At 69.3% G+C, this 21,326-nt stretch carries 13 protein-coding genes and 1 pseudogene; 11 read left to right on the top strand and 3 right to left on the bottom strand.

Features of this window, described 5'->3' with window-relative positions; genetic code table 11:
- Positions 1 to 36: 36 nt before the first annotated feature.
- The 6 genes from DL991_RS04745 (at position 37) to DL991_RS04715 (ending at position 13,991) form a co-directional block, all read left to right on the top strand.
- Positions 37 to 3,069, top strand: a complete 3,033-nt coding sequence (locus DL991_RS04745; protein WP_125781317.1) for a non-ribosomal peptide synthetase — start codon at positions 37 to 39, stop codon at positions 3,067 to 3,069.
- The gene (locus DL991_RS04740; RefSeq protein WP_125781315.1) at positions 3,066 to 8,498 is read left to right on the top strand and encodes a non-ribosomal peptide synthetase/MFS transporter; all 5,433 of its coding nucleotides are present in this window, start codon (positions 3,066 to 3,068) and stop codon (positions 8,496 to 8,498) included. Before DL991_RS04745 ends, DL991_RS04740 begins: the two co-directional genes overlap by 4 nt.
- Positions 8,495 to 9,766 (top strand): ATP-grasp domain-containing protein, encoded by a 1,272-nt coding sequence (locus tag DL991_RS04735; protein ID WP_125781314.1) that lies wholly within the window; start codon positions 8,495 to 8,497, stop codon positions 9,764 to 9,766. Before DL991_RS04740 ends, DL991_RS04735 begins: the two co-directional genes overlap by 4 nt.
- Positions 9,763 to 11,028 carry an ATP-grasp domain-containing protein gene (locus DL991_RS04730; protein ID WP_125781312.1) on the top strand — a complete coding sequence of 422 codons (1,266 nt, stop codon included), beginning with the start codon at positions 9,763 to 9,765 and terminating at the stop codon, positions 11,026 to 11,028. The genes DL991_RS04735 and DL991_RS04730 overlap by 4 nt, the downstream gene beginning before the upstream one ends.
- Positions 11,025 to 11,960, top strand: coding sequence for a TauD/TfdA family dioxygenase (locus DL991_RS04725; protein WP_125781310.1), 936 nt, complete (start codon positions 11,025 to 11,027; stop codon positions 11,958 to 11,960). Before DL991_RS04730 ends, DL991_RS04725 begins: the two co-directional genes overlap by 4 nt.
- 729 nt (positions 11,961 to 12,689) lie before the next feature.
- Positions 12,690 to 13,991, top strand: a complete 1,302-nt coding sequence (locus DL991_RS04715; RefSeq protein ID WP_125781306.1) for a hypothetical protein — start codon at positions 12,690 to 12,692, stop codon at positions 13,989 to 13,991.
- Between the two features lie 354 nt (positions 13,992 to 14,345).
- On the opposite strand, the pseudogene DL991_RS43210 reads toward DL991_RS04715, so the two are convergent.
- A pseudogene (locus DL991_RS43210) lies at positions 14,346 to 14,468 on the bottom strand (transcriptional regulator); the annotation flags it as partial.
- 333 nt (positions 14,469 to 14,801) lie between these two features.
- Here DL991_RS43210 and DL991_RS43205 point away from each other — a divergent pair.
- On the top strand, positions 14,802 to 15,044 hold the full coding sequence (locus DL991_RS43205) for a hypothetical protein (RefSeq protein ID WP_233598666.1): 243 nt from the start codon (positions 14,802 to 14,804) through the stop codon (positions 15,042 to 15,044).
- A gap of 114 nt (positions 15,045 to 15,158) precedes the next feature.
- Positions 15,159 to 15,746 (top strand): suppressor of fused domain protein, encoded by a 588-nt coding sequence (locus tag DL991_RS04700; RefSeq protein ID WP_125781304.1) that lies wholly within the window; start codon positions 15,159 to 15,161, stop codon positions 15,744 to 15,746.
- Between the two features lie 158 nt (positions 15,747 to 15,904).
- Here DL991_RS04700 and DL991_RS04695 read toward each other — a convergent pair whose 3' ends face one another.
- On the bottom strand, positions 15,905 to 17,146 hold the full coding sequence (locus DL991_RS04695) for a GNAT family N-acetyltransferase (protein ID WP_199753831.1): 1,242 nt from the start codon (positions 17,144 to 17,146) through the stop codon (positions 15,905 to 15,907).
- 296 nt (positions 17,147 to 17,442) lie between these two features.
- Between DL991_RS04695 and DL991_RS04690 the strand changes: the two genes are divergently transcribed.
- From DL991_RS04690 to DL991_RS04680, 3 genes are read left to right on the top strand one after another with little or no spacing between them, the layout of a single operon-like run.
- The gene (locus DL991_RS04690) at positions 17,443 to 17,979 is read left to right on the top strand and encodes a hypothetical protein (protein ID WP_125781302.1); all 537 of its coding nucleotides are present in this window, start codon (positions 17,443 to 17,445) and stop codon (positions 17,977 to 17,979) included.
- 5 nt (positions 17,980 to 17,984) lie between these two features.
- The gene (locus tag DL991_RS04685) at positions 17,985 to 18,290 is read left to right on the top strand and encodes a hypothetical protein (protein WP_125781300.1); all 306 of its coding nucleotides are present in this window, start codon (positions 17,985 to 17,987) and stop codon (positions 18,288 to 18,290) included.
- Positions 18,291 to 18,345: 55 nt separating this feature from the next.
- Positions 18,346 to 18,651: a hypothetical protein gene (locus DL991_RS04680; protein WP_125781298.1), complete on the top strand. Its 306-nt coding sequence runs from the start codon at positions 18,346 to 18,348 to the stop codon at positions 18,649 to 18,651.
- A gap of 22 nt (positions 18,652 to 18,673) precedes the next feature.
- On the opposite strand, the gene DL991_RS04675 is transcribed toward DL991_RS04680, so the two are convergent.
- A complete protein-coding gene (locus DL991_RS04675) occupies positions 18,674 to 21,208 on the bottom strand; it encodes a tetratricopeptide repeat protein (protein ID WP_125781296.1) in 2,535 nt (844 codons plus the stop codon).
- Positions 21,209 to 21,326 lie beyond the last annotated feature (118 nt).

Raw genomic sequence — 21,326 nt, 5'->3', positions numbered from 1 at the left:
GCCACTTTCGCTTGACCTCTCACTGAACAGGAAATCATGAGCGACACGAAGGAATGGACGTTCCCGGCCTCGTTCGGGCAGGAGCGGATCTGGCTGTCCGGCCAGCTCGACCCGGCGTCCCCGGTGTACAACCTGCACTGCCAGGCCCGGCTGGACCGCCCGCTGACCGCGGAGCAGTGGCGCGCCGCGCTCGGTGTCATCGTCGGGCGGCACGAGGCGCTGCGCACGTCGTTCCGGATGGACGGCGGCGCGCTCGTGCAGGTGGTGCACGCCGAGGTGCCGATCGAGCCCGAGGTGCACGACCTGCGGGACCTGCCCGCTGACGCCCGCGGTGTCCGGCTCGCCGAACTCGTCGGTGATGTTTCGCGCGAGGCCATCCCGCTCGACTCGCCGCCGCCGTGGCGGGCCCAGGTGTGCCGTACGGCCGACGACGAGTGGGTGCTCACGTTCGTCGTGCACCACACCGTGTTCGACGCCGCCTCGGTGCTGGTGCTGGGATCCGAGCTCGGCGAGGCGTGCGACGCCGTGTTCGAGGGCCGCGAGCCGAAGCTGCCCGAGCTGTCCATCCAGTACCCGGACTACTCGGCCTGGCAGCGCGGGCAGCTCGAAACCTCCAGCGAACAGCTGGACTACTGGCGGAGGCAGCTCGCCGGGCTGCCGCCGGTGCACGGCCTGCCCACCGACCGGCCGCGACCGGCGGAGCTGACGTTCGCCGGGGACCAGGTGTACTTCGACCTTCCGGACGGACTGATCGACCGGGTCGGCGAGCTGGGCCGGGAGCTCTCGGCGTCGCCGTTCATGGTGCTGCTGGCGGGGTACGCGGCACTCTTGTCGCGACTGTCCAGAGTGGACGACGTCGTCGTCGGCGTGCCGGTCGCCGGCCGCGACCTGCCCGAGCTGGCCGACCTGATCGGCATGTTCGTCAATCAGATGGCCGTGCGGGTGGACTGCTCGGGCGCGCCCGCGTTCACCGAGCTGGTCGGCCGGGTCCGGACCACGCTGCTGGAGGCGATCGACCACAGCCAGGTGCCGTTCCAGGCGGTCGCCGAGGCGGCCGTGGCCGAACGCGATCCCGGTGTGCAGCCGGTATATCAGCTCGGGTTCAACTTCCTGCCCGACTCGGGGCTGGAGCCGATCCGCTCGGCCACCGCGAAGGACGACATCGCGATCGACCTGACCTCCGTGGACGGCAGGCTCGTCTACCGCACCGACCTGTTCGACCGCGAGACCGCCGAAGCCGTGGCCGAGCGCTACGTGCGGCTGCTGACCGCGGCGGTCGCCGATCCGGCACAGTCGGTCGCGGATCTGCCGCTGCTGTCGGACGCCGAGCGTGAACTGGTCCTGAAAAGCTGGAACCCAGTGTCCACTTCAGACACCGAGACGGTGCACGCCAGGTTCGAGGACCAGGCCCGGCGGACCCCGGACGCGCCCGCCGTCGATTTCGGCGGAGTTCGCCTGACGTACTCTGAGCTGAACGTGCGAGCCAACCGCGTCGCACACCGGCTGCGTGAGCTGGGCGCCGGTCCCGGCACCGCCGTCGGCGTATGCGTGCCGAACTCGGCGGACCTGCTGACCGGCGTGCTCGGGGTACTGAAGAGCGGCGCGGCCTACGTCCCGCTCGACCCGGACAACCCGGCCCCGCGACAAGCACTGATCCTCGCCGACGCGGGTGTCCCGTTCGCGCTGGTCACCGGAGAGTCCACTTTGGACACCAAGACGCTGGCCCTCGACGACCCGGGCGAGTGGTCCGCCGCGGCCACCGAGGACCCGGAACCGGCGGCCGGGCCGGCCGACGTCGCCTATGTGATCTACACGTCGGGTTCGACCGGGCGGCCCAAGGGCGTCGAGGTCGAGCACCGGGCGGTGGAGACGTACCTGGCGTGGGCGCGTGAGGCATATCCCGGCCTGGCCGGACGGGCGTTGCTGCACACGTCGCCGTCGTTCGACCTCACCGTGACGACGCTGCTCGGCACGCTCACCGCCGGGGGTGCGGTGGTCGACGGCGGCCGCCCGACGTTCGTCAAGGCGACCCCGACGCACCTCGCCGTCCTCGCCGAGGAGCTGTTCCCCACTGGTGAACTGGTGCTCGGTGGCGAAGCGCTGACCGCCGAGACCGTCCAGCCGTGGCGGGACCGCCACCCCGGCACGCTCGTCGTCAACGAGTACGGCCCGACCGAGGCCACGGTCGGCTGCGTCGTGCACCGGATCGAACCCGGGGGCGCGCTGCCGTCCGGACCCGTCTCGATCGGCCGCCCGGTGCCCGGCACCCGGGTGTACGTCCTCGACGAGCGGCGGCAGCCGGTACCGCCGGGCGTCCCGGGAGAGCTGTACGTTGCCGGGCCGCAGCTCGCCCGCGGCTACCTCGGGCTACCGGAGCTGACCGCGGAGAAGTTCACCGACGGTCCGTCCGGCCGGATGTACGCGACCGGCGACCTCGCCCGCTGGCGCCGTGACGGCACGCTCGATTACCTCGGCCGCGTCGACGAGCAGGTGAAGCTGCGCGGCTACCGCATCGAGCCCGGCGAGGTCGAAGCGGCGCTGCGCGAGCTGCCGGAGGTGCGGGACGCGGCCGTGGCGGTCCGCGGCGACACGCTCGTCGGCTATGTCGTCGGCAGCACCGAGGGGGCGGCCGACGCCCTGCGGAAGACGTTGCCGGACTACCTGGTGCCGACCCGGTTCGTGACGCTCGACGCGCTGCCGATGGCGGCCAGCGGCAAGCTCGACCGGGCCGCGCTGCCGGATCCCGAACCCGGCGAGGCGCCGGCGTACGTCGCACCACGGACCGCGGCCGAAGAACTCGTCGCCGAGGTGCTCGGCGAGCTGCTCGGCGTCGACGACCTCGGCGCGCACGACGACTTCTTCGCCCGCGGCGGCAACTCGCTGCTGGCGATCCGCGCGATGTCCCGGATCCGCAAGCAGGTCGAAGTCGACATCCCGGTGCGGGGGCTGTTCACCCTCACCACCGTCGCCGGGCTCGCCGCCGAGATCGAGCGGCGCCTCGCCGAAGACCTCGACCAGCTCAGCGACGAAGAGGTCCAGCGTCAGCTGGCCGAAGGCGAGATCTCATGACCGCGATCGACGAAACCAGTAGCGCGGCCGCGCGCCGAGCCCTGCTCGAACAGCGGCTGCGACGGCGCACGGAGCGGGCCGCGACCATCACGCCGCGCCCCGCCGATGCCGTCGTCCCGCTGTCCTATCAGCAGGAACGTGTCTGGTTCATGGAGCAGTTCGCGCCGGGTACCGGGTCGTACCACATCCCGGTGCCGATCCGGCTGACCGGCAGGCTTGACGTCGCCGCGCTCCAGTCCGCTTTGGACACTCTGCCGACGCGGCACGAGGCGCTGCGGATGCGGTTCCCGGCAGGGGACGACGGGCAGCCGACCGTCCACATCGAACCAGCGGTCACCGTCACTTTGTCCATTGTGGACGCTGGAACCGAGGAAGCGGCCCGTGCCGCCGTCGATGCCGCCGCGGCCGAGACGTTCGACCTGGCCACGGGCCCGCTGCTGCGCGCGACCCTGGCCAAGGTGTCCGACGAGGAGCACCTGCTCGTCCTGTGCACGCACCACATCGTGGGCGACGGCTGGTCGGTCGACCTGCTGCTGCGTGACCTCGCCGCGCAGTACCACGCCCTGAGCACCGGCGGCGCGGCCGAGCTGCCCGCGCTGAGCATCGGGTACGGCGACTTCGCGCACTGGCAGCGCCGCACGCTCACCGGTGGCGAACTCGACCGGCAACTGGAGCACTGGAAGGCACAGCTCACCGGGGTCGAGCCCTTGGAGCTGCCCACCGACCGGCCCCGGCCAGCCAAGCAGAGCTTCGACGGCGCGATCCATGAGTTCTTCGTCGAGCGCGACCTCGCCCGTGCCCTCGGCGAGCTGAGCCGCGGGCACGGAGTCACGCTCTTCATGACTCTGCTGGCCGCCTACCAGGTGCTGCTGGCGCGGTACTCGGGCCAGGAGGACTTCGCGATCGGCTCGTCGTCGGCCGGGCGCGGCCTGCCCGAGCTGGAGGGCGTGGCGGGCATGTTCATCAACATGCTGCCCCTGCGTGCCCAGCTCGCGGACGACCCGACGTTCGCCGAGCTGCTCGAACGCACCCGGCGGCACGTGCTGGACGCGTTCGACCACGCCGACGTCCCGTTCGAGCGGCTGGTGAACGCGCTCGGCGTGCCCCGCGACGTCAGCCGCTCGCCGGTGTTCCAGGCGATGTTCGTACTGCAGAACTACGAGATGGGCCGGATGGGCGCGGCCGGGGAGTCCGCTGTGGACTTCCGCTGGTTGCCGATGGACCTGCCCGCGACCCGGTTCGACTTCGAGTTCCACGCGATCGAGGTCGAACGCGGGCTGATCGGCAAGTTCGTGCACAACACCGCGCTGTTCACCGCGGACACGGTCGCCGGGATGGCCGGGCGGCTGGTCACGCTGCTGCGCTCGATCGTCGCCGACCCGGACCGGCGACTGTCCGAACTGGACATCCTCGACGCCGGGCAGCGCGAACTCGTCCTGGAGCGCTGGAACGCCACGACGGCCGACTTCCCGCAGACCACGCTGCACACGCTCGTCGAGGAGCAGGCCGCCCGGACGCCGGACGCGCCCGCGGTGACCTTCCGCGGCGCGTCGCTGACCTACCGAGAGCTGGACGAGCGGGCCAACCGGCTCGCGCACCGGCTGCGTGGGCTCGGTGTCGGGCCGGGCGTGCTCACGGGTGTATTCGCGGAGCGGTCGTTCGAGCTGGTCGTCGCGCTCCTCGGCGTGCTGAAAGCCGGTGGCGCGTACGTCCCGCTCGACCCGGAGTATCCGGCCGAACGGCTGGCGTTCATGCTGCGGGACGCGGCCGCGCCCGTCGTGCTGACACAGGCGGCGTTGCGCGAAACGCTGCCGCCGGGTGACGCGACGGTCGTCGTCCTGGATGACCTTGCCGAGACGGCCGGGCAGCCGGGCATCCCGCCCGAGCCGCTCGCCGGACCGGAAGACCCGGCGTACGTCATCTACACCTCGGGCTCCACGGGGCAGCCGAAGGGCGTGCCCAACGGTCACCGCGGCATCGTCAACCGGCTCGACTGGATGCAGCGCGCGTACCGCCTCGACGGCACCGATTCGGTGCTGCAGAAGACCCCGGCCGGTTTCGACGTGTCGGTCTGGGAGTTCTTCTGGCCGCTGATCACCGGCGCGCGGCTCGTGCTCGCCGAACCCGGCGGCCACAAGGACGCCGCGTACCTGCGTGAGCTGCTCGCGTCCGAAGGCATCACCACCGCGCACTTCGTGCCGTCGATGCTCACGCTTTTCCTTGCCGAGCAAGGCGTCGAGACCTGCACGGCGCTGCGGCGGGTCGTGTGCAGCGGCGAGGAACTGCCGCTCGACGCCGCCCGCGAGTTCGTCCGGCGGCTGCCGGACTGCGAGCTGCACAACCTCTACGGCCCGACCGAAGCCGCCATCGACGTCACCGCCTGGCACTGCACGCCCGCCGCGCTCGCCGAGGTCGCGTCGGTGCCGATCGGGGCGCCGATCCAGAACATCCGGATCTACGTTCTCGATCCCGCCGGGCGGCCATGCCCGGTCGGAGTACCCGGCGAACTGCACATCGCCGGTGTCGGCCTCGCCCTCGGGTACCACAACCGCCCGGAACTGACGGCCGAGCGGTTCGTGCCCGATCCGTTCCACAGTGGACGGATGTACCGCACCGGCGACCTGGCCCATTGGCGCCCGGACGGGACGATCGCGTTCCTCGGCCGGATCGACCACCAGGTCAAACTGCGCGGCCTCCGCATCGAACTGGGGGAGATCGAGACGACCTTGCGCGCCCAGCCGGGTGTGCGCGACGCCGCCGTGATCGTCCGCGAGGACACGCCGGGGGACAAGCGGCTGGTCGGGTACGTCGTCGGCGACGCCGAGCCCGGCGAGTTGCGGACGGCGCTCAAGCAGAGCCTCCCGGACTACATGGTCCCGCCGTCGTTCGTCGCGCTCGACGAGCTGCCGCTCACCCCGAACGGCAAGCTCGACCGCAAGGCGCTGCCCGCTCCGGTCGCCTCCCGGGACGCGACCAAGGAACTGGTCGCGCCGTCGACCCCGGTCGAGATCCTGCTGGCCGAAATCTGGCGAGACGTGCTCAAGGTGGACGAACTGGGCGTCGACGACGACTTCTTCGACCTCGGCGGCCACTCGATGCTGGCCACCCAGGTGGTGGCGCGGATCGGCAAGGCGGGTGCCGGGCAGGTCGGCGTCATGGACCTGTTCCAGCACCGCACGATCCGCGAGCTGGCGTCCTTCATGGACGGTGACGCCACCGACCGGCCGCGGCACCTGCTGTACGAGCTGACCAAACCGACGACGCAGCGGACGCTGACCTACGTCTGCTTCCCTTACGGCGGCGGCAGCGCGATCGTCTACCAGCCACTGGCCGACGCGCTCCCGGAGGGCTACTCGCTCTACTCGGTCGCCATCCCCGGCCACGACGTCGGACTGTCCGAAGAGGCCCTGCCCTTCGACGACCTGGTCGAGCGGCTGGCCGACGAGATCCTCGACCGCGTCGACGGCCCGCTGGCCATCTACGGCCACTGCGGTGTCGGCAACGCACTCGCCGTCGCCGTCGCCCGGCTGCTCGAAGAGCGCGGCAGGGAGCTGGAAGTCGTCTACATCGGCGCGATCTTCCCGTTCGCCCGCATGAAGGGTCCGGTGGGCACGCTGCGCGCCAGGCTGGAGAAGCTGCGCAGCAACCGGTACTACTCGAACTGGCTCAAGGGCATGGGCGTCGACACCGACGACCTCGACCCGGCGCAGGCCGACCGGATCATCACGAACATGCGCGCCGACAGCCGTGCCGCCGAGGAGTACTTCAGCGGCCTGCTCGACGACCGTGTGGCCAAGCTGCGCGCGCCGATCGTGTCGGTGGTCGGCTCAGAGGACCCGGTCACCGACTACTACGCCGAGCGGTACCGGGAATGGGAGTTCCTCACCGACACCACCGGGCTCGTGGTGCTCGACCAGGCCGGGCACTTCTTCCTGCGCTATCGGGCCGAAGAACTCGCGGAGATCGTCACGCGCGTGCACCCGGCGCTGGACGATCCCGGCGAACTCGACGTCCGGGTCCGCGGCGAAGACGCGGCCTGGGCGGTGCACGAGACCCACCGGGCAGAAGTGGACGAGAAACCCGCGGTGCGGCCGAGCATGGCCCGGTTCGTCACGATCACGATCGGGCAATTGGTGTCCTCGACCGGCTCGGCGCTGACGTCGTTCGCGGTGCCGATCTGGCTCTACACCCGCACGGGCTCGGTCGCCGACCTCGGCCTGCTGTGGGCGCTCGCGCTGCTGTTCGGCGTGCTCGTCCTGCCGGTGGCGGGCGCACTGGTCGACCGCGGCGACCGGCGGCGGATCATGATCGCGGCCAGCAGCGTCGCCGGCGGGATCCAGCTGATACTGGCGTTGCTGTTGATCACCGGGCACGTCCAGCTGTGGTTGTTCTACGTGCTGATCCCGCTCGGGTCGGTGGCGGCTTCGTTCCAGCGCATCGCCTATCAGTCGTCGGTGGCGCAGCTGGTGCCGAAGCAGTACCTCGGGCACGCGATGGGTCTCGCGCAGCTGTCCACCGGTTTCGCCCAGCTGCTGATGCCGGTGCTCGCGGCCGGGTTGCTGGCGACGATCCAGCTGTCCGGCATCCTCATCCTGGACATGGCGAGTTACGTGTTCGCGATCGTGGGCCTGCTGCTGGTGCGGTTCCCGGACATGATGGGCTGGCGTCCGCGCGAACCGCTGCTGACGGCGATCGCGGGCGGGCTGCGGTATTCGTGGAACCACCGCGGCTTCCGCACGATGCTGCTGTACTTCGCGCTGGCGAACGTCTTCCTCGCACCCGCGCTGGTGCTGCTCTCGCCGCTCGTGCTGTCGTTCGGTTCGGTCACCGACGTCGCGCAGGTGGCGCTAGCCGAGGCCGTCGGCGCGGTCGTGGGCGGGATCGGGATGGCGCTGTGGGGCGGCCCGCGGCACCGGCGGATGGTCGGCGTGCTCGTCGGCAACGTCGGGATCGCGCTCGGCTGCCTGGTGATGGGCCTCCGGCCGTCGCTGATCGTCGTCGCGGCGGGCGTGTTCCTCCTGGCCGCCGCGATGTCCGTGTCACAGGGCATCTACGCGACGCTGGTGCAGGTCAAGGTGCCGCAGCGGTTCCACGGCCGGGTGTTCGCGATCAACCAGACGATCACGTGGTCGACGCTGCCGATCGGGTTCGCCGTGCTGGCGCCGCTGGCCGTCGGCTGGTTCTCGCCGCTGCTCGCGCCCGGCGGCGCGCTGACCGGATCGGTCGGCGCCGTGCTCGGCACCGGCGAGACCCGGGGCATCGGGCTCGCCTATGTCGTCTTCGCGCTGCTCCTGCTGCTGATCAACGTCGGCGGGTTCTCGATGCGGCGGCTGCGCCGGTTCGACACCGAAGTGCCCGATTCGCTTCCCGACGATCTGGTGGGGGCGCAGGAACGGGAGCGCAAGCTCGCGGGGAAGGAAGCCGAATGAGTACGGCAGTGCTGGTCAGGGAGGCCCGCGGGCACTGGGTCGGCGAAGTCGCGCCTGCCATCCGGGCGGCCGGGCACCGCGTGGTGCTGCTGGCCCCGCCGATGGACGCGGCCGAACGGGCGGCGCTGGACGGTGTGGTGGACGACGTCGTCGCGCTCGAAGACGTCCACGATCCGGAAGCCGTCTCGGCGAAGGTCCGGGAGATCGACGGCGGCGCGTTGGCCGGCATCTTCACCGGCTCGGACGGCGCCATCGCGAGCACTGCCCGCGCCGCGGAGCTGCTCGGGGTGGCACGCTGCCCGGCTTCGGTGTTCGCCTTGTGCGCGAACAAGTTCGCGGTCCGGGAGGCCCTCGCCGCGGCCGGGTTGCCCGGACCCGCGCACGCCCTGATCTCGTCGGCCGCCGAGGCGGAGTCGGTCGCTTCGGCGGTCGGGCTCCCGGCGATCGTCAAACCGGTCAACGGGGCGGGCAGTAATCTTGTCCGCGCTGTGTCCACTGTGGACGAACTGGCGGCCGCGTACGAGCTGCTGGCCGCGCGACTGCCCGAGTCGGCGGATCCGCGCTACCACCGTCCATTGGGGACACTGGACCCGTCGGCGACGTTCCTGGTCGAAGGGTTGCTGTCCGGCCCGGAGTACGCGGTGGACGTACTGATCCGCGACGGCGTGGCCGAGCCGGTCGAGATCCTCGACAAGCCGCTGATCGACGAGCGGAAGTTCGAGCTGGCGCTGTCGTGCCCGCCCGCCGGGCTCACCGCCGACCGGGCCGAGCTGGTCACCGCGGCGGCGGTCGCCGCCGTCCGCGCGCTGGGTCTCGACAACACCTGCGCTCACGTCGAGCTGATCGACGACGTCGACCGCGGCCCGACGATCGTCGAGGTCAACGCGGGCAGACCTGCCGGGTCGATCATGCCGCTGCTGGCGAAACTACGCACCGGCATCGACGTGTTCGCCGAGCTCGCGGCACTCGCGGTGGACGCTCCGCCGCCGGTGCGGGAACCGGCGAAACTGCCGATCCCGCTGGGCATGCTGATCCTCTACGCGGCCGGTTCGGGGCGGTTGACCGGCATCGGCGGGCTCGACGAGATCGCCGAGCTGCCCGAGGTGATCGACGTCGTCACCACCGTCTCGCCGGGGGAGGTGCTCACCGACGAACAGGAGACCTACGCGGTCAACCTCGTCGTGGCCGGGTTCGCCGATCACGACGACCTCGCCGCCCTGCACGCGGAGGCGAGCAAGCTCGTCCGGCTCGAACTGGAGGTAGTGTGAGCACCGCGTTCGTGGTCTGCGAGACCACAGGACAGTGGATCGCCGACTTCGTGGCCGCCGTGCGCGCGACCGGGCTGGGGGCCGAGCTGGTCACCCAGCCCCTGGAACCGGCCGAGCAGGCACAACTGGCGGAACTGGTGGACGGCTTCGTTTTCGTCGACGACGTTCGTGACGCCGAAGCCGTCGCCGAGGCGATCCGGGCGCGGACCGCGCATCCGGCCGGGGTGGTGACGGCCGCCGAGGGGATCATCGCGAGCGTCGCCCGCGCGGCCGAGCTGCTCGGCGTCGCGCGCTGCCCGGCATCGGTGTTCACCATGACGCACAACAAGTTCGCGGTCCGGCAGGTGCTGGCCGCGGCCGGATTGCCGGGGCCGCGCTGCGCGTTGATCTCGTCGGCTGCCGAGGCGGCGTCGGTGGCATCGGCGGTCGGGCTCCCGGCGATCATCAAGCCGGTGAACGGCGCCGCGAGCAATCTCGTGCGCACGGTGTCCACTGTGGACGAACTGGCCGCGGCGTATCGGCTGCTGGCCGAGCGGTTGCCGCTGTCGGAGGACGCCCGGTACCACCGGCTCGTCGGGTCCATCGACCCGCTGAAGGTGTTCCTCGTGGAAGGCCTGCTGCGCGGCCCGGAGTACGCGGTCGACGTCCTGGTGCGTGACGGCGTCGCGGAACCGGTGGCCGTGGTGGAGAAGCCGCTGATCGACGAGCGCAAGTTCGAGTTGGGCATGGTCTGCCCGCCACTCGAACTGTCCGAAGAGGACACCGAACGGCTGTTCGCGGCGGCGACGGCCGCCGCGCTCGCGCTGGGCCTGGACAACACCTGCGCTCACCTGGAGCTGATCGACGACGCCGAGCTGGGCCCGACGATCGTCGAGGTGAACGCGGGCCGCCCGGCAGGCGGCGCCCAGCCGGTGCTGCTGAAGCTCGCGACCGGCATCGACGTCATCGCCGAAGCCGTGTCGCTGGCACTCGGCACGCCACCGCCCGCGCGAGGTGCGGGCTTGCCAGTGCCGGTGGGCTACCTGATCTTCTACGCCGAGGGCACCGGACGGCTGGTCCGCGTCGAGGGCACCGACGAGGTCGCCGGCCTGCCCGAGGTCCTGGAGGTCGTCACGATCGTGCGCCCCGGCCAGCTGCTCACCGACGACCAGGAGATCTACGCGGTGAACGTGCTCGCCGCGGGATTCGCCGACACCGAAGACCTCGCCGCGCTGCATGCCGAGGCCGCCAAGCTGATCCGATTCGAACTGGAGGAGTCATGACCGCCGAACTCGCGGCGAACCTCGGTCACATCGAGGGCAACGAACACACGAAACTCACCGTGTACGCGGCCACGGGCCTGGACTGGGTGCGCGCGCATCGCGAAGCGCTGCAAGACCGGTTGCGCGAGCACGGCGCGATCCTGCTGCGCGGGATGCCCGCCGACCTGGCGGTGTTCAACCAGGTCACCGAGGAGATCGGTGGCTCGCTGCTGACGTACACGGAACGCTCGACGCCGCGGTCGGCGGTCTCGGGCAACATCTACACCTCGACCGAGTACCCGGCGGCCGAGTCGATCCCGATGCACAACGAGAACTCGTACTCGGCGCACTGGCCGGACCGCCTGTTCTTCCTGTGCGACACGGCGGCCGAAACCGGCGGCGCGACGCCGATCGCCGACAGCCGCGCGATGTACCGCCTGCTGCCGCCGGACCTGCGCGAGCGGTTCGCGGGCGGCGTCACCTACGCACGGGCGTTCCGCGAAGGCCTCGGGCTGACCTGGCAGGAGGCGTTCCAGACCGACGACCGCCAGGCGGTGGAGGACTACTGCGCCGGCAACGGGCAGACGTACGAGTGGACCGACGAGGGCCTGCGCACGCGGCACGTGCGTCCGTCCTTTGTCGAGGAACCGCACACCGGCGCGACGGTGTGGTTCAACCAGGCCAACCTGTTCCACGTCTCGAGCCTGGGGGAGGAGGTCAGCGAGGCGCTGCTGGAGCTGTACCCCGAAGAGGACCTGCCCCGCCACGCGTTCTTCGCCGACGGCTCGCCGATCCCGCAAGCGGACCTGGACACGATCAAGACGGCGTACGACGAGGTCAGCTACGCGTTCCCGTGGCGGCCGGGCGACATCATGGTGATCAACAACATGCTGATGGCGCACGGACGCGAGCCGTTCACGGGCAAGCGGCGGACCCTGGTCGCGATGACCTGACCCGGCTGTTCCGCGGACGCACCCCCGGACTGTCTGCAAGGGACGTTTCGGTCGGGGTCGTGAGTGGCGAATCGTGTTCTAACCCGAATCGCCACTCACGACCACCCCGTAGCGCGTGCGCCGGAAGCCGCGAGCCGGGAAAGCTCGCGAAGGCCTCCTTTCCTGCCCTGAGAACAGGAAAGGAGGCCTTCACGGACTCGCCACATTTGCCTCGCCTCTCAATAGCCGCCTTTGTCACTCCGTCGGTGTCCGTTGACCCCGAAGAAGGCGGCTCCGCCAACGACTACGACTACGTCGCCGGCGACCCCACCAACAGTGTCGACCTCGACGGCCACGGGTTTTGGGGCTCGCTCTGGAATGAGGTCAAGGCGGTTGCCCGGGTGGTGACTCCCGGTCGCCGAACGGGTCTCCTGGGTGCACGGTCCGATCGGGACTGTTGCCGTGTGGACCGATCGTGGCGACGGCAAGCGAACGTCCTGTCATGCCGATGTGGTACCGGATGTGGGGTGTTGGCACTGGTTGCGCGCCGAACGGGATAGTGGGATCGTGCCGAATCTCGGCTTCTGGCTGTTGGCGATGATTGGTCCGACTCGCCATGTCCCGTGTCTTCGTGTCCGACTCAGAGCCGGACCGCGCGCGAGTTCACGCGCCCACGGAGATCCCCGACGGTCGACTGGGAAGGCACCTGAGTTAGGTGGCAACGTGTTCTGACAAACGCTCGGGCAGGATGTGGATGTGGATGAGAGACTGAAGAAGGCACTGGAAGGCATAGGGCAGAACCCGGCGGCTCCACTGGAGGTTCTGCTTCGCCTGGTGCCCGTGGCGGCTCATGAGATCGTGTCGCGGCGGGGGGGCAAGTCGCCGGAGCTGGTCGAGAAGCTGCTCGCGACCGGCAACTCGCTCGGGTTGGACGACCCGGACGTACTGCTGAAGCACATCCAGCACTCGATCGACAGGCACATCCAGGTCTCAGCATCCGACCTCGCGATATACGCGGGAGACGATCTGCCCAGACTGGCCACGCATGCGGATCCGAAGATCCGCGCCGCTCTTGGCCGCGCCTGGGATTACGACATGCCGGAGGATATCCGCCGCGCGTTGCTCGCCGATCCGGATCCCGCGGTGCGCGAAAGCGTCGCAGGCTATCCGCACGGCGACGCACCCAAGGATCTCCATCAGAGGCTGCTGGCTGACGAGGCCACCAGAGCGAGCGTCGCATCGTACGCCACTTTGAGCAGGGAGATCGCCGAAGAACTCGTGGCCACCGACAACGAAGAGTTGCGCGCCGAAGTCGCCAAGAATCCGACCCTGCCCACCGACCTGCTGGATCGCCTGGCCGAGGACCCGAGCGGGTACGTGCAGGCGCACGTGATCCTCCGTCAGGACCTGCCCGAGGACCGGCGCCGCGAGCTGCACCGAGCCCTGTGCTCCGCCGCCAAGGGGCCGTGGAGCGCGGAATCGTTCGCGCTGACCGTGCTGAACGCGAACGACGTGCCGTGGGTTCGCAAGCTGCCATTGGCAGAACGGCTGGCCTATCTGGACTCCCCGATTCACTGTTTCCGTGCGGCAGTCGCGGCGAGCCCCGATCTGCCGCCGGAGGTTGTGGCCGCCCTGCACGACGACAAGGACGTCGGGATCCGCCGATTGGTCGCGCGCCGCCCGGACACCCCCGGCGAAGTCCTCGAGCGACTGGTAGCCCAGCACGGCGAGCACCCGAAGCACCGGCCGCTGATCGTCGAACACTCGAACTTCCCGCCGGAGGCCTTCATCCGCTTCGCCTCGCATTCCGACCCGCGACGGCGGTCGATCGCACTGAAAGGTCCCGACCTGCCGCTCGAGATCCTGGCCGAACTGGCCACCGACCCCGACGGCCATGTCCGCGAGGGCGTGGCCGGCCACCTCAAGACCCCTCCGGAGATCCTGCGGGCCCTGATCGAGGACAGCGACCTGGGCGTCTGCGCGGCCGCGGGCGCCAACCCCAGCCTGCCGCGGCAAGTCATGCTGGACTTGCTGGGCAAGGCCGGGTTGTGAGCGACCGACCGATAACAATAGGAGCATCTCACTCGTGGCCTTTCGACATCGCCTTCCACCGTGCAGCAGAAGACCACGAACGCGCGGTCATCACAGCGACGAGGCGCCTCTTCCGCTGCACCCGCGACGCCAAAAGTAGAAACCGCCGGATACACCGGATACAGCTGTCCTCTCCTGCCGAATAGCGGACGTGTCGCTCAAGCGGGCGGCGAGTTAGCCGGCTCCAGCCGCGTCGGCCTTCTCCGGGAGCATGTGGGGGCCACCCGAAGGCCAGAGCGTGGTTTCGATCGGGCTGCGCTGAGGCCGCAGACGTACATCTGGTTCCGGGTGGCTCTTTGAGGTCGTTTTCGCGAGTCAGGTGTCGACCGAACGCGCGTGGTGTGTGCCGGCGTGGAGGCTGCTCAGCAGTGCGAGGGCGTGGGCGCTGGGTGTGGCGGGTTCGGCGTGGTAGATGATCAGTTGTCGGCCGGGGGTGCTGGTCGGTATGACGAGCGATATCGACGTTGTCGGCATGTGGGTCATCGCGGACGGGCGACGTGGTCACGACGCTCCTCGAGATGGCTGACGTGGTCGCCGGCCGGGACCAGCCGGCGCGGCAACGACTTCGTCTCTTCCTCGCCCGCTTCGCTTCACGGTTGGACGTCAGCGGCGAAGCGATGTGCGCTGCGGCGGAACGGCTGTCCATGACGCTGACAGACAGCGCAGAGTACCGGACGGACGCGCTACTGCTCGCGGTCAGCGCCCTGCCCCGCCGCGGCGACCTGCTGCCGGCTCTCCGCCCTCGCCGATCGTCCCGCACAGGCTTGGCAAGTGGCGGAGCGGCTCGCGGCTTGGCCGGCCAGCCACGATCCGGGCCGCCCCGAGCTGTTCGGCGCTGCCCGAGCGCTTACGGCAAACCCGATGGAGGCGTTGCTCGCAGCGAGTATCGCGAGCCAGGCCGGCCCGCAAGCCGGATGGTCACGTCCGTGGCGTGAGCTGGTAACGGCGTTGCGCGACCACGCCGACGCCGACGTCCGCGAACGTGCGTCGCACATCGTCTTTTCTCCTGAGTGATGAGTGAGGCGCGGAAGCAGTGAGCGAAGCGCGAGCCGGCCCTTCCAACCCGCATCCACTGACGTTCCCGCTCGCATCGCAGCGACAGAATGTCGTCTTCCCTAGGATCAGGCGATGAGCTTTCCGCACGCCGACCCGAAGCGATACGAAGGGTTGCGCTCCCACGTCGAACGCCATCTTGGCCCGGTGACTCACGGGCAGAGCCCGCAGAGGCCAGACGGGCGCAACCGGGGATTCGCCCTCGGCTTTCACGCGCACCCGCGGCAGCGGATGGTCTCCGCGGTGACCACCGGGGTGCGGTTCCAGCAGATCGATGCCTCGTTGCCTCAAGAGTTCGTCGTATCTGCCGTGCCCGAGCACGAGGACGAAGCCGGATATCTCGCGCACGTCATCGCCAGCGAAGCGATCGAGCGCCAACGCGGCTACGCCTACGGCGGCGGCTACGTCAACGCCGAACCCCTCATCCCTGGCACCGGCATCGCGTTCCTGCTCGCCGCCCCACACCCGTTCGCCGACGAGGAGTTCGACCTCTACCACGACGATCGAAGCGAGCCCGCGCTGCGCTTCGTAACCCTGCTCCCGTGCACCCTCGGCGAGTTCGAGTTCGTGCGCGAACACGATGACGAACCCGCAGCGCTCTACGACGTCTGGGAGTCCCGCGAGACCGACATCCTCGACCTATACCGGGCATCGGCCGTTTGACACTGGTCAGACCCGCAAGGCGTGTCACTGTGCGTCAACGCACTCTCATGCCGATGTGCGTGTGTTTTCGATGTCATCGGGCCATCCCGAGGGTGAGATCGGGATGGGCGTCAGGAGCGGATCGCACGTTCGGTTCACCGACGGCAACGCTCCCCACGTCAGCTGCTCAACCGCCGGCACCCCACTTCCGTCCCTCGGTACCAGCGCCAGCGCATCATGTAGGTAGGTCCGTTAGCGTCGTGGCGCGCATCGCGTTCGTCGAAACGCCATTGCGCGAACATCGTTCGTGCACTGGCGGGCGGCGTGGTACGGCGAGCCTCCAGCAGCGATTCGAGCTCAGTGAGGCGCGCGGGTTTATGGTCCCCCGCATCCCACGCTTTCACGTAGAGACGCCAGGCTTCCTGTTCGAGGGCGAGACTCTCGTCGTCGATCGGCCAGACGGAGAACTCGTCGCCGTCCTCGAACAAGCTGTTCAGCCTGACGAAGTAGTGGGGAACGCCGGAGATGTCGGCGACACCGGTTTGCGGGCCGTCGTAGCGATCGTTTTCCACGTGGACGTGTTCGAAGCCGACGGAGATCAGCTGCTCCCGTGTGGTGTAGCCGCGGTCTTCCAACGGGACAATCGGGACGGGGTACTCAGTGAACCAGCCATCGGCACGGAAACCGAGCCTGCGGTACACCGGCTCGGTCTCGGTGGACGCTCGGATCGCCACGGTGTCGTATCCGGCGGCACGAGCACTGTCCACCGCGGCCAAGATCATGACGCCGCCGAATCCCCGGCGCTGGAAGGCGGCCAGAGTGGAGATGTTGTAGATACCGGCGACCTCGGCGTGCAGAAAGATCTCGCCTGTGCTCACCGGCTCGCCATGGTGGTAACCGATCAGATACTGCGCCGGACAGTCCTCGGCGAGGGCGGACGGGGCCACACGATCGTAGAACTCCACAACGGTGGCGACTGGTGGATTCCAGTCGGAGGCCAGGATTCCGGCGTAGTCGGCGAGTTCCTCGGGGGTGCGGACGCGGCGGATTTCCAAATCCGGGTGCGGGTCTGCGGCGGGGATGTCCGCGGTGTGGGCCCACATCGAGGCTTTTCTCTTCCCTGCCCTCAGTTGGACGGAGTCGAACGGCAGGTCCGCGGAATTCGGACCGGCCCACCAGGAGAAGGCGCGGCCGGTCAAACGCAGCGTGAACGCTGTGAGGGAGAGACGGTTCTTCACCTCATCCGGCGCGAAACGAGCGTTCGCGACGATGTTGAAGGTGCCGGCATCGCCTTCGATACCACTGTCGGCGATCACCAGATCGCCGGTTTCCGTAACAGTCATCCCGTCGGTACGGCGATGTAGATGACAGGCATGTTCGGCGACGTTCGCCTCGATGCGCTCCGTGAGCCCGGCATACATGGGCTCACCGTACGGTCGTGATCGGCCCCTGACCACACAATTCGTCAGTGGCAGTGTCGTTTCCAGACTCCTGCTTCGTGCACCAGATCGGAACAACGACGATGAGGGGCAAGCGAGCCGACGGCCACGCTGTCGAAGATTGCGGTCGGCACGCACCCGGCACTCCGTAGTGTCGTGCCGCGCTGTCGAACCTTCGTACGTCCGCTCATGCCGCTGGTCGCGCTCTGCCAGGCCGAGGGTCGCGTCCTGTCGTGCCGATGAGCGTGCTCCGGCCAGGCGGCGCGGTAGCATCTGGTGTGTCTCCGGTATTCGATGTCTATGTGTGGGTGGAGCCCGGCGACCGGGACGGCTCGTTGTCGCGCTTCATCGATCGCTACGTCGACGTCGAGCGGCCGGGTGACCCGAGATTCCCGGCGTTCGTTCGGACTTTTGTCTCGTATGACCCCGCTCATGGTGACGCTGACGCGCTGGCGGAGCTACGTCGGGATGACGCAGCCGAACGTGCCTTCTCTCTGTACCTACGAGCAATCGGGTATTACGGTGCCATCGTCACCGTTACGGAAGAAGGGGCCTTCGTACTCGGCCTCAGTCTCGATGGTCCCTTGAACGCGTCCGAGACGACGCGGGAGGCAGCTGATCTGATGGCCGCCCTCATGGTGGAGTTCGCTGCGACCGGCGGGATAGCCGGAGTCGAACTCGCGCCACCACAATCCGCAGCCGAGTGGAGAGACGCATACGTCCTCCTGCGTACGGTGCGGGCTGGAAAGCTCGACCCGGTCTCGTACGATGCGATCATCGATGGCGCTGCCCCCATCGGGGCATCCGAGGAGTGATCACGATGACCTGGCCGAAGAAGGACACTCGTCGAGTCTCGCTTCGCAACGGCCAGTCGTTCCTCTGGCACCTCGATGCCGACTGGGAAAGAACAACGCGCGTGATCCGTGTCAAGGAGGACGGCACCGACGGCCAGGTTCTGGTTCTCGACCCCTACCATCACGCTTTCCTGCCTACGCAGACGCAGGTCCGCCGCGCCATTCGTGACGCCTTTCGCGCCGGCTGGCGGCCCGCCACGCGATGTCCGCCACTCGAGATGGTCTTCGACGGCGAGCGCTTCGTTCCCGGGTGTCGCCACCCCGAGGGCTGAGCGGCCGGCCAGCCGCAATCGGCTTTACCGGGCGGCCCCTGATATCTTGCGGGCCATGTCGGAGTCCAACGCCACTGACCACGGCCGACAGGCCGATCCGCCGCGCCGTAGCGCCGGGCGCGTCATCCGCGGAATCATCCTGATCCTTGGCGCGGCGGCTCTGTTCGTCACCGGGATCGATGCGATCGCCGATCCAGATTCTGTCATCGCCGGTTCCTCGAACTCGGCGCGCAGCCCGGACACGGACACCGAGGCGAAGATCGGCGGCCTGCTGCTCTGCTTCTTCGGGATCACGGTGCTGGGCTTCGGCATCGGGCTGATCGTTTCGAAGGGCCCCCTCTTCGCGAAGAAGGCCGAGTGATCCTCGGATACCCGCCACGGTCCTACGATGCCTTCGTCGCGCCCGACACGAGACGCTCGTGGACCTCGAAGGCCTCCGGCACATCCATCTCGGTGTACGCGGCGTGCGCGGTCTGCCAGTGTTTCCGCGCGGTGACCGGATCACCGGCGGCGAACAGTGCGTCGCCGAGTCCACTTTGGGCTCTGGCCAGTTCGTAGCGGCTGTCCGCCGCGGTCGCCGACTCGATCGACTCCCGCAGGCAACGCACGGCGTCGGCCGCCCGCCCGGTGGCGAGCAGGGTCGCCGCCATGTCGTTGCTCGCGGCCAGGAGTCCTTCTCTGCTGCCGATCTCCTTGGCCAGATCGATGGCCTGCCGGTGATGCGCCAACGCCTCGTCGAACCGTCCTGCCGCGACGAGCAGGACACCGAGATGGTTGAGTACCTTGCCCTCGTCGGCCCGGTTGTGTGTCTGCCTCGCCACGGCGAGCGCCTGCTCGTACCAGGCCCCTGCGTCGGTGTCCTTTCCCATCCGCCAGAACGTGGTGCCGAGACCGTCGAGCGTCCGGCATTCGCAGAGGTGGTCACCACTCGCCCTGGTCACGTCGAGGGCCTGGGACAAAGCTTCGACGGCGGCGGGATAATTCCCCAGCCGCATCTCGGCGAGGCCGATATTGCACAACTGCCGTGCCCGGAACGACTCGTTGTTCCTCGCGACGGCGAACTCCATGGCCTGCCGGAAACAAGGCAACGCGGCGCGATAGTCACCGAGGCTGGTCAGCAACAGGCCTACGTTCCCCGACAGGTTGACGACGTAATCGGATTCACCGGCGGCGGAGAACTCTCTGATCGCATCCTCCAGGACGACGAGTGCCTCGGCGGTGTTCCCCCGCTGCCAATGGGTCATGGCCAGCCCGTTCAGAACGTGCCCTCGGGTGACACCGGACGCGACCCGGACGGCGTTGCCGAACAAGGCGAGTGCGTCACTCACGTGAACACGAGCCTCGAAGTAGCTCGTCATCACGCACGCGAGCCGAGTCACGTGCTCGTCACGCCCTTCGCTCAGCGCCCAGCCGGATGCGACGACGAGGTTGACCCGCTCGGCGTCCAGCCATGCCATCGCCTCGTCCGCCCCGTCGAACCCGAGAGCCCGCGCCGCGGGGGTAGGCAGGTCCTCCCACCGTTCAGCCTCATGGGGGAAGCAGGTGACGAGCGCTGCACGGGCCGTGGCCAGCTGGAAGTCGAGCAGCCGGACCGCCGCGGCCCGGCGCACCCGGGCTTGGACGTTCTCCCGGACGCGTTTCTCGGCGAACACCCGGACCAGGTCGTGCAGTTCGAACCGGGACGCGCGGGACGTGACCATATTGGCCGCCACCAGATCGTCGAGTTGTCGACGCACGACGTCGATCTCGACGCCCGCCAACGCCGCGGCCGCGTGGTCGTCGACATCTCGACCTGGATAGGCGGCGAGCAAGCCGAGCACTACCCGGTCCGGTTCGGCCAGCTCGTCGTACGACGTGCGCAACGCGACTTCGACCCCGTCGTCCAGCCGCAGCATGGTCCGCAGATCGGCGAGGCGGTCCCGGTGGTCGGCCATCGTCCACTCGTCCGAGGCGGCCAACCGGCGGGTCACCAGTGCGAGGGCCAGCGGTAACCGGCCGACCAGTTCGATGATGTCGGCCGCTTCGCCCTGCTCCGCGTCGACGCGTTCGTCGCCGATCCCGTCGCGGAGCAACTCGACCGACTCTTCCGGCGTGAACACGTCGAGCGCCACATGCCGCGCCTCCTCCAGCCCGACGAGGCGGCGCCTGCTGGTGACCAGCACCAGGCAGGTCGGAACGGCGGGCAGCAACGGCAGTACCTGGTCGACGGACGCCGCGTTGTCCAGCAGGATCAGCGCGCGCCGTCCGTCCAGCAGCCGGCGGAACAGCGCGCTCCGGTCGGCGAGGGTGAGGCAGCCGATCTCGCTACCGGACGCCCCGAGCCGCCGCAGAAAACCTTCGAGCACCGCGGCCGGGTCCGCGGCGGGCCGATCCGCGTCGAAGCCGCGGAGATTCACCACCAGCCGCACGTCGGCGAACCGGCCCCGCTCGGCCAGCAGCCGCGCGACCTCGCTCGCGAACCGGGTCTTGCCGACCCCGGCCATTCCGGAGATCGCCCACACACCGGCGTCGTCCGGCTCGACCTCCAGCACCTGGCGCAGGTGCGCCTGCCTGCCGACGAACCCGCCGACCCCGGCGGGCAGGTGATCGGCCACGCTGATCACGGCCGCCTCGGTGGCGTGTCCGGTGATCACCCGGTGCGCCTGCCGCCATTCCGCCGCGACGTCCATGCCGAGCAGCACGGCCGCGATGTCGACGACCAGTTCGACGTCCAGTCGCTTGCGTCCCGGCAGCAGGCAGCGGTACACGGTGTTGTAGGCGGGCAGGTCGACCGTCCCCCGAGCCGTGCGCAAGCGCCGCACCCGCCGGTGCAGTTCCCGGTGGGTCAACCCCGCCCAGGCCAACGCCTGCCGCAGCCGCTGGGAGAGCTCGTCGTACGACCGAGCTCCGACCGGGCTCGGCGGCTGTTCCTCCGTCACGGGAACCCCCTGGACACGTCGAACCGATCCGCCCGGCGGTGACTCCCGGACCGAATGCTGACCGACCTTAGACGAGATCCGGCGACCGGTGGGCCGAAGGGGCTCTTGCCCTGCCTGG

Source organism: Amycolatopsis sp. WAC 01375, from assembly GCF_003947325.1.
GTDB lineage: Bacteria > Actinomycetota > Actinomycetes > Mycobacteriales > Pseudonocardiaceae > Amycolatopsis.
This window is presented reverse-complemented; position numbering and strand designations above follow the sequence as displayed.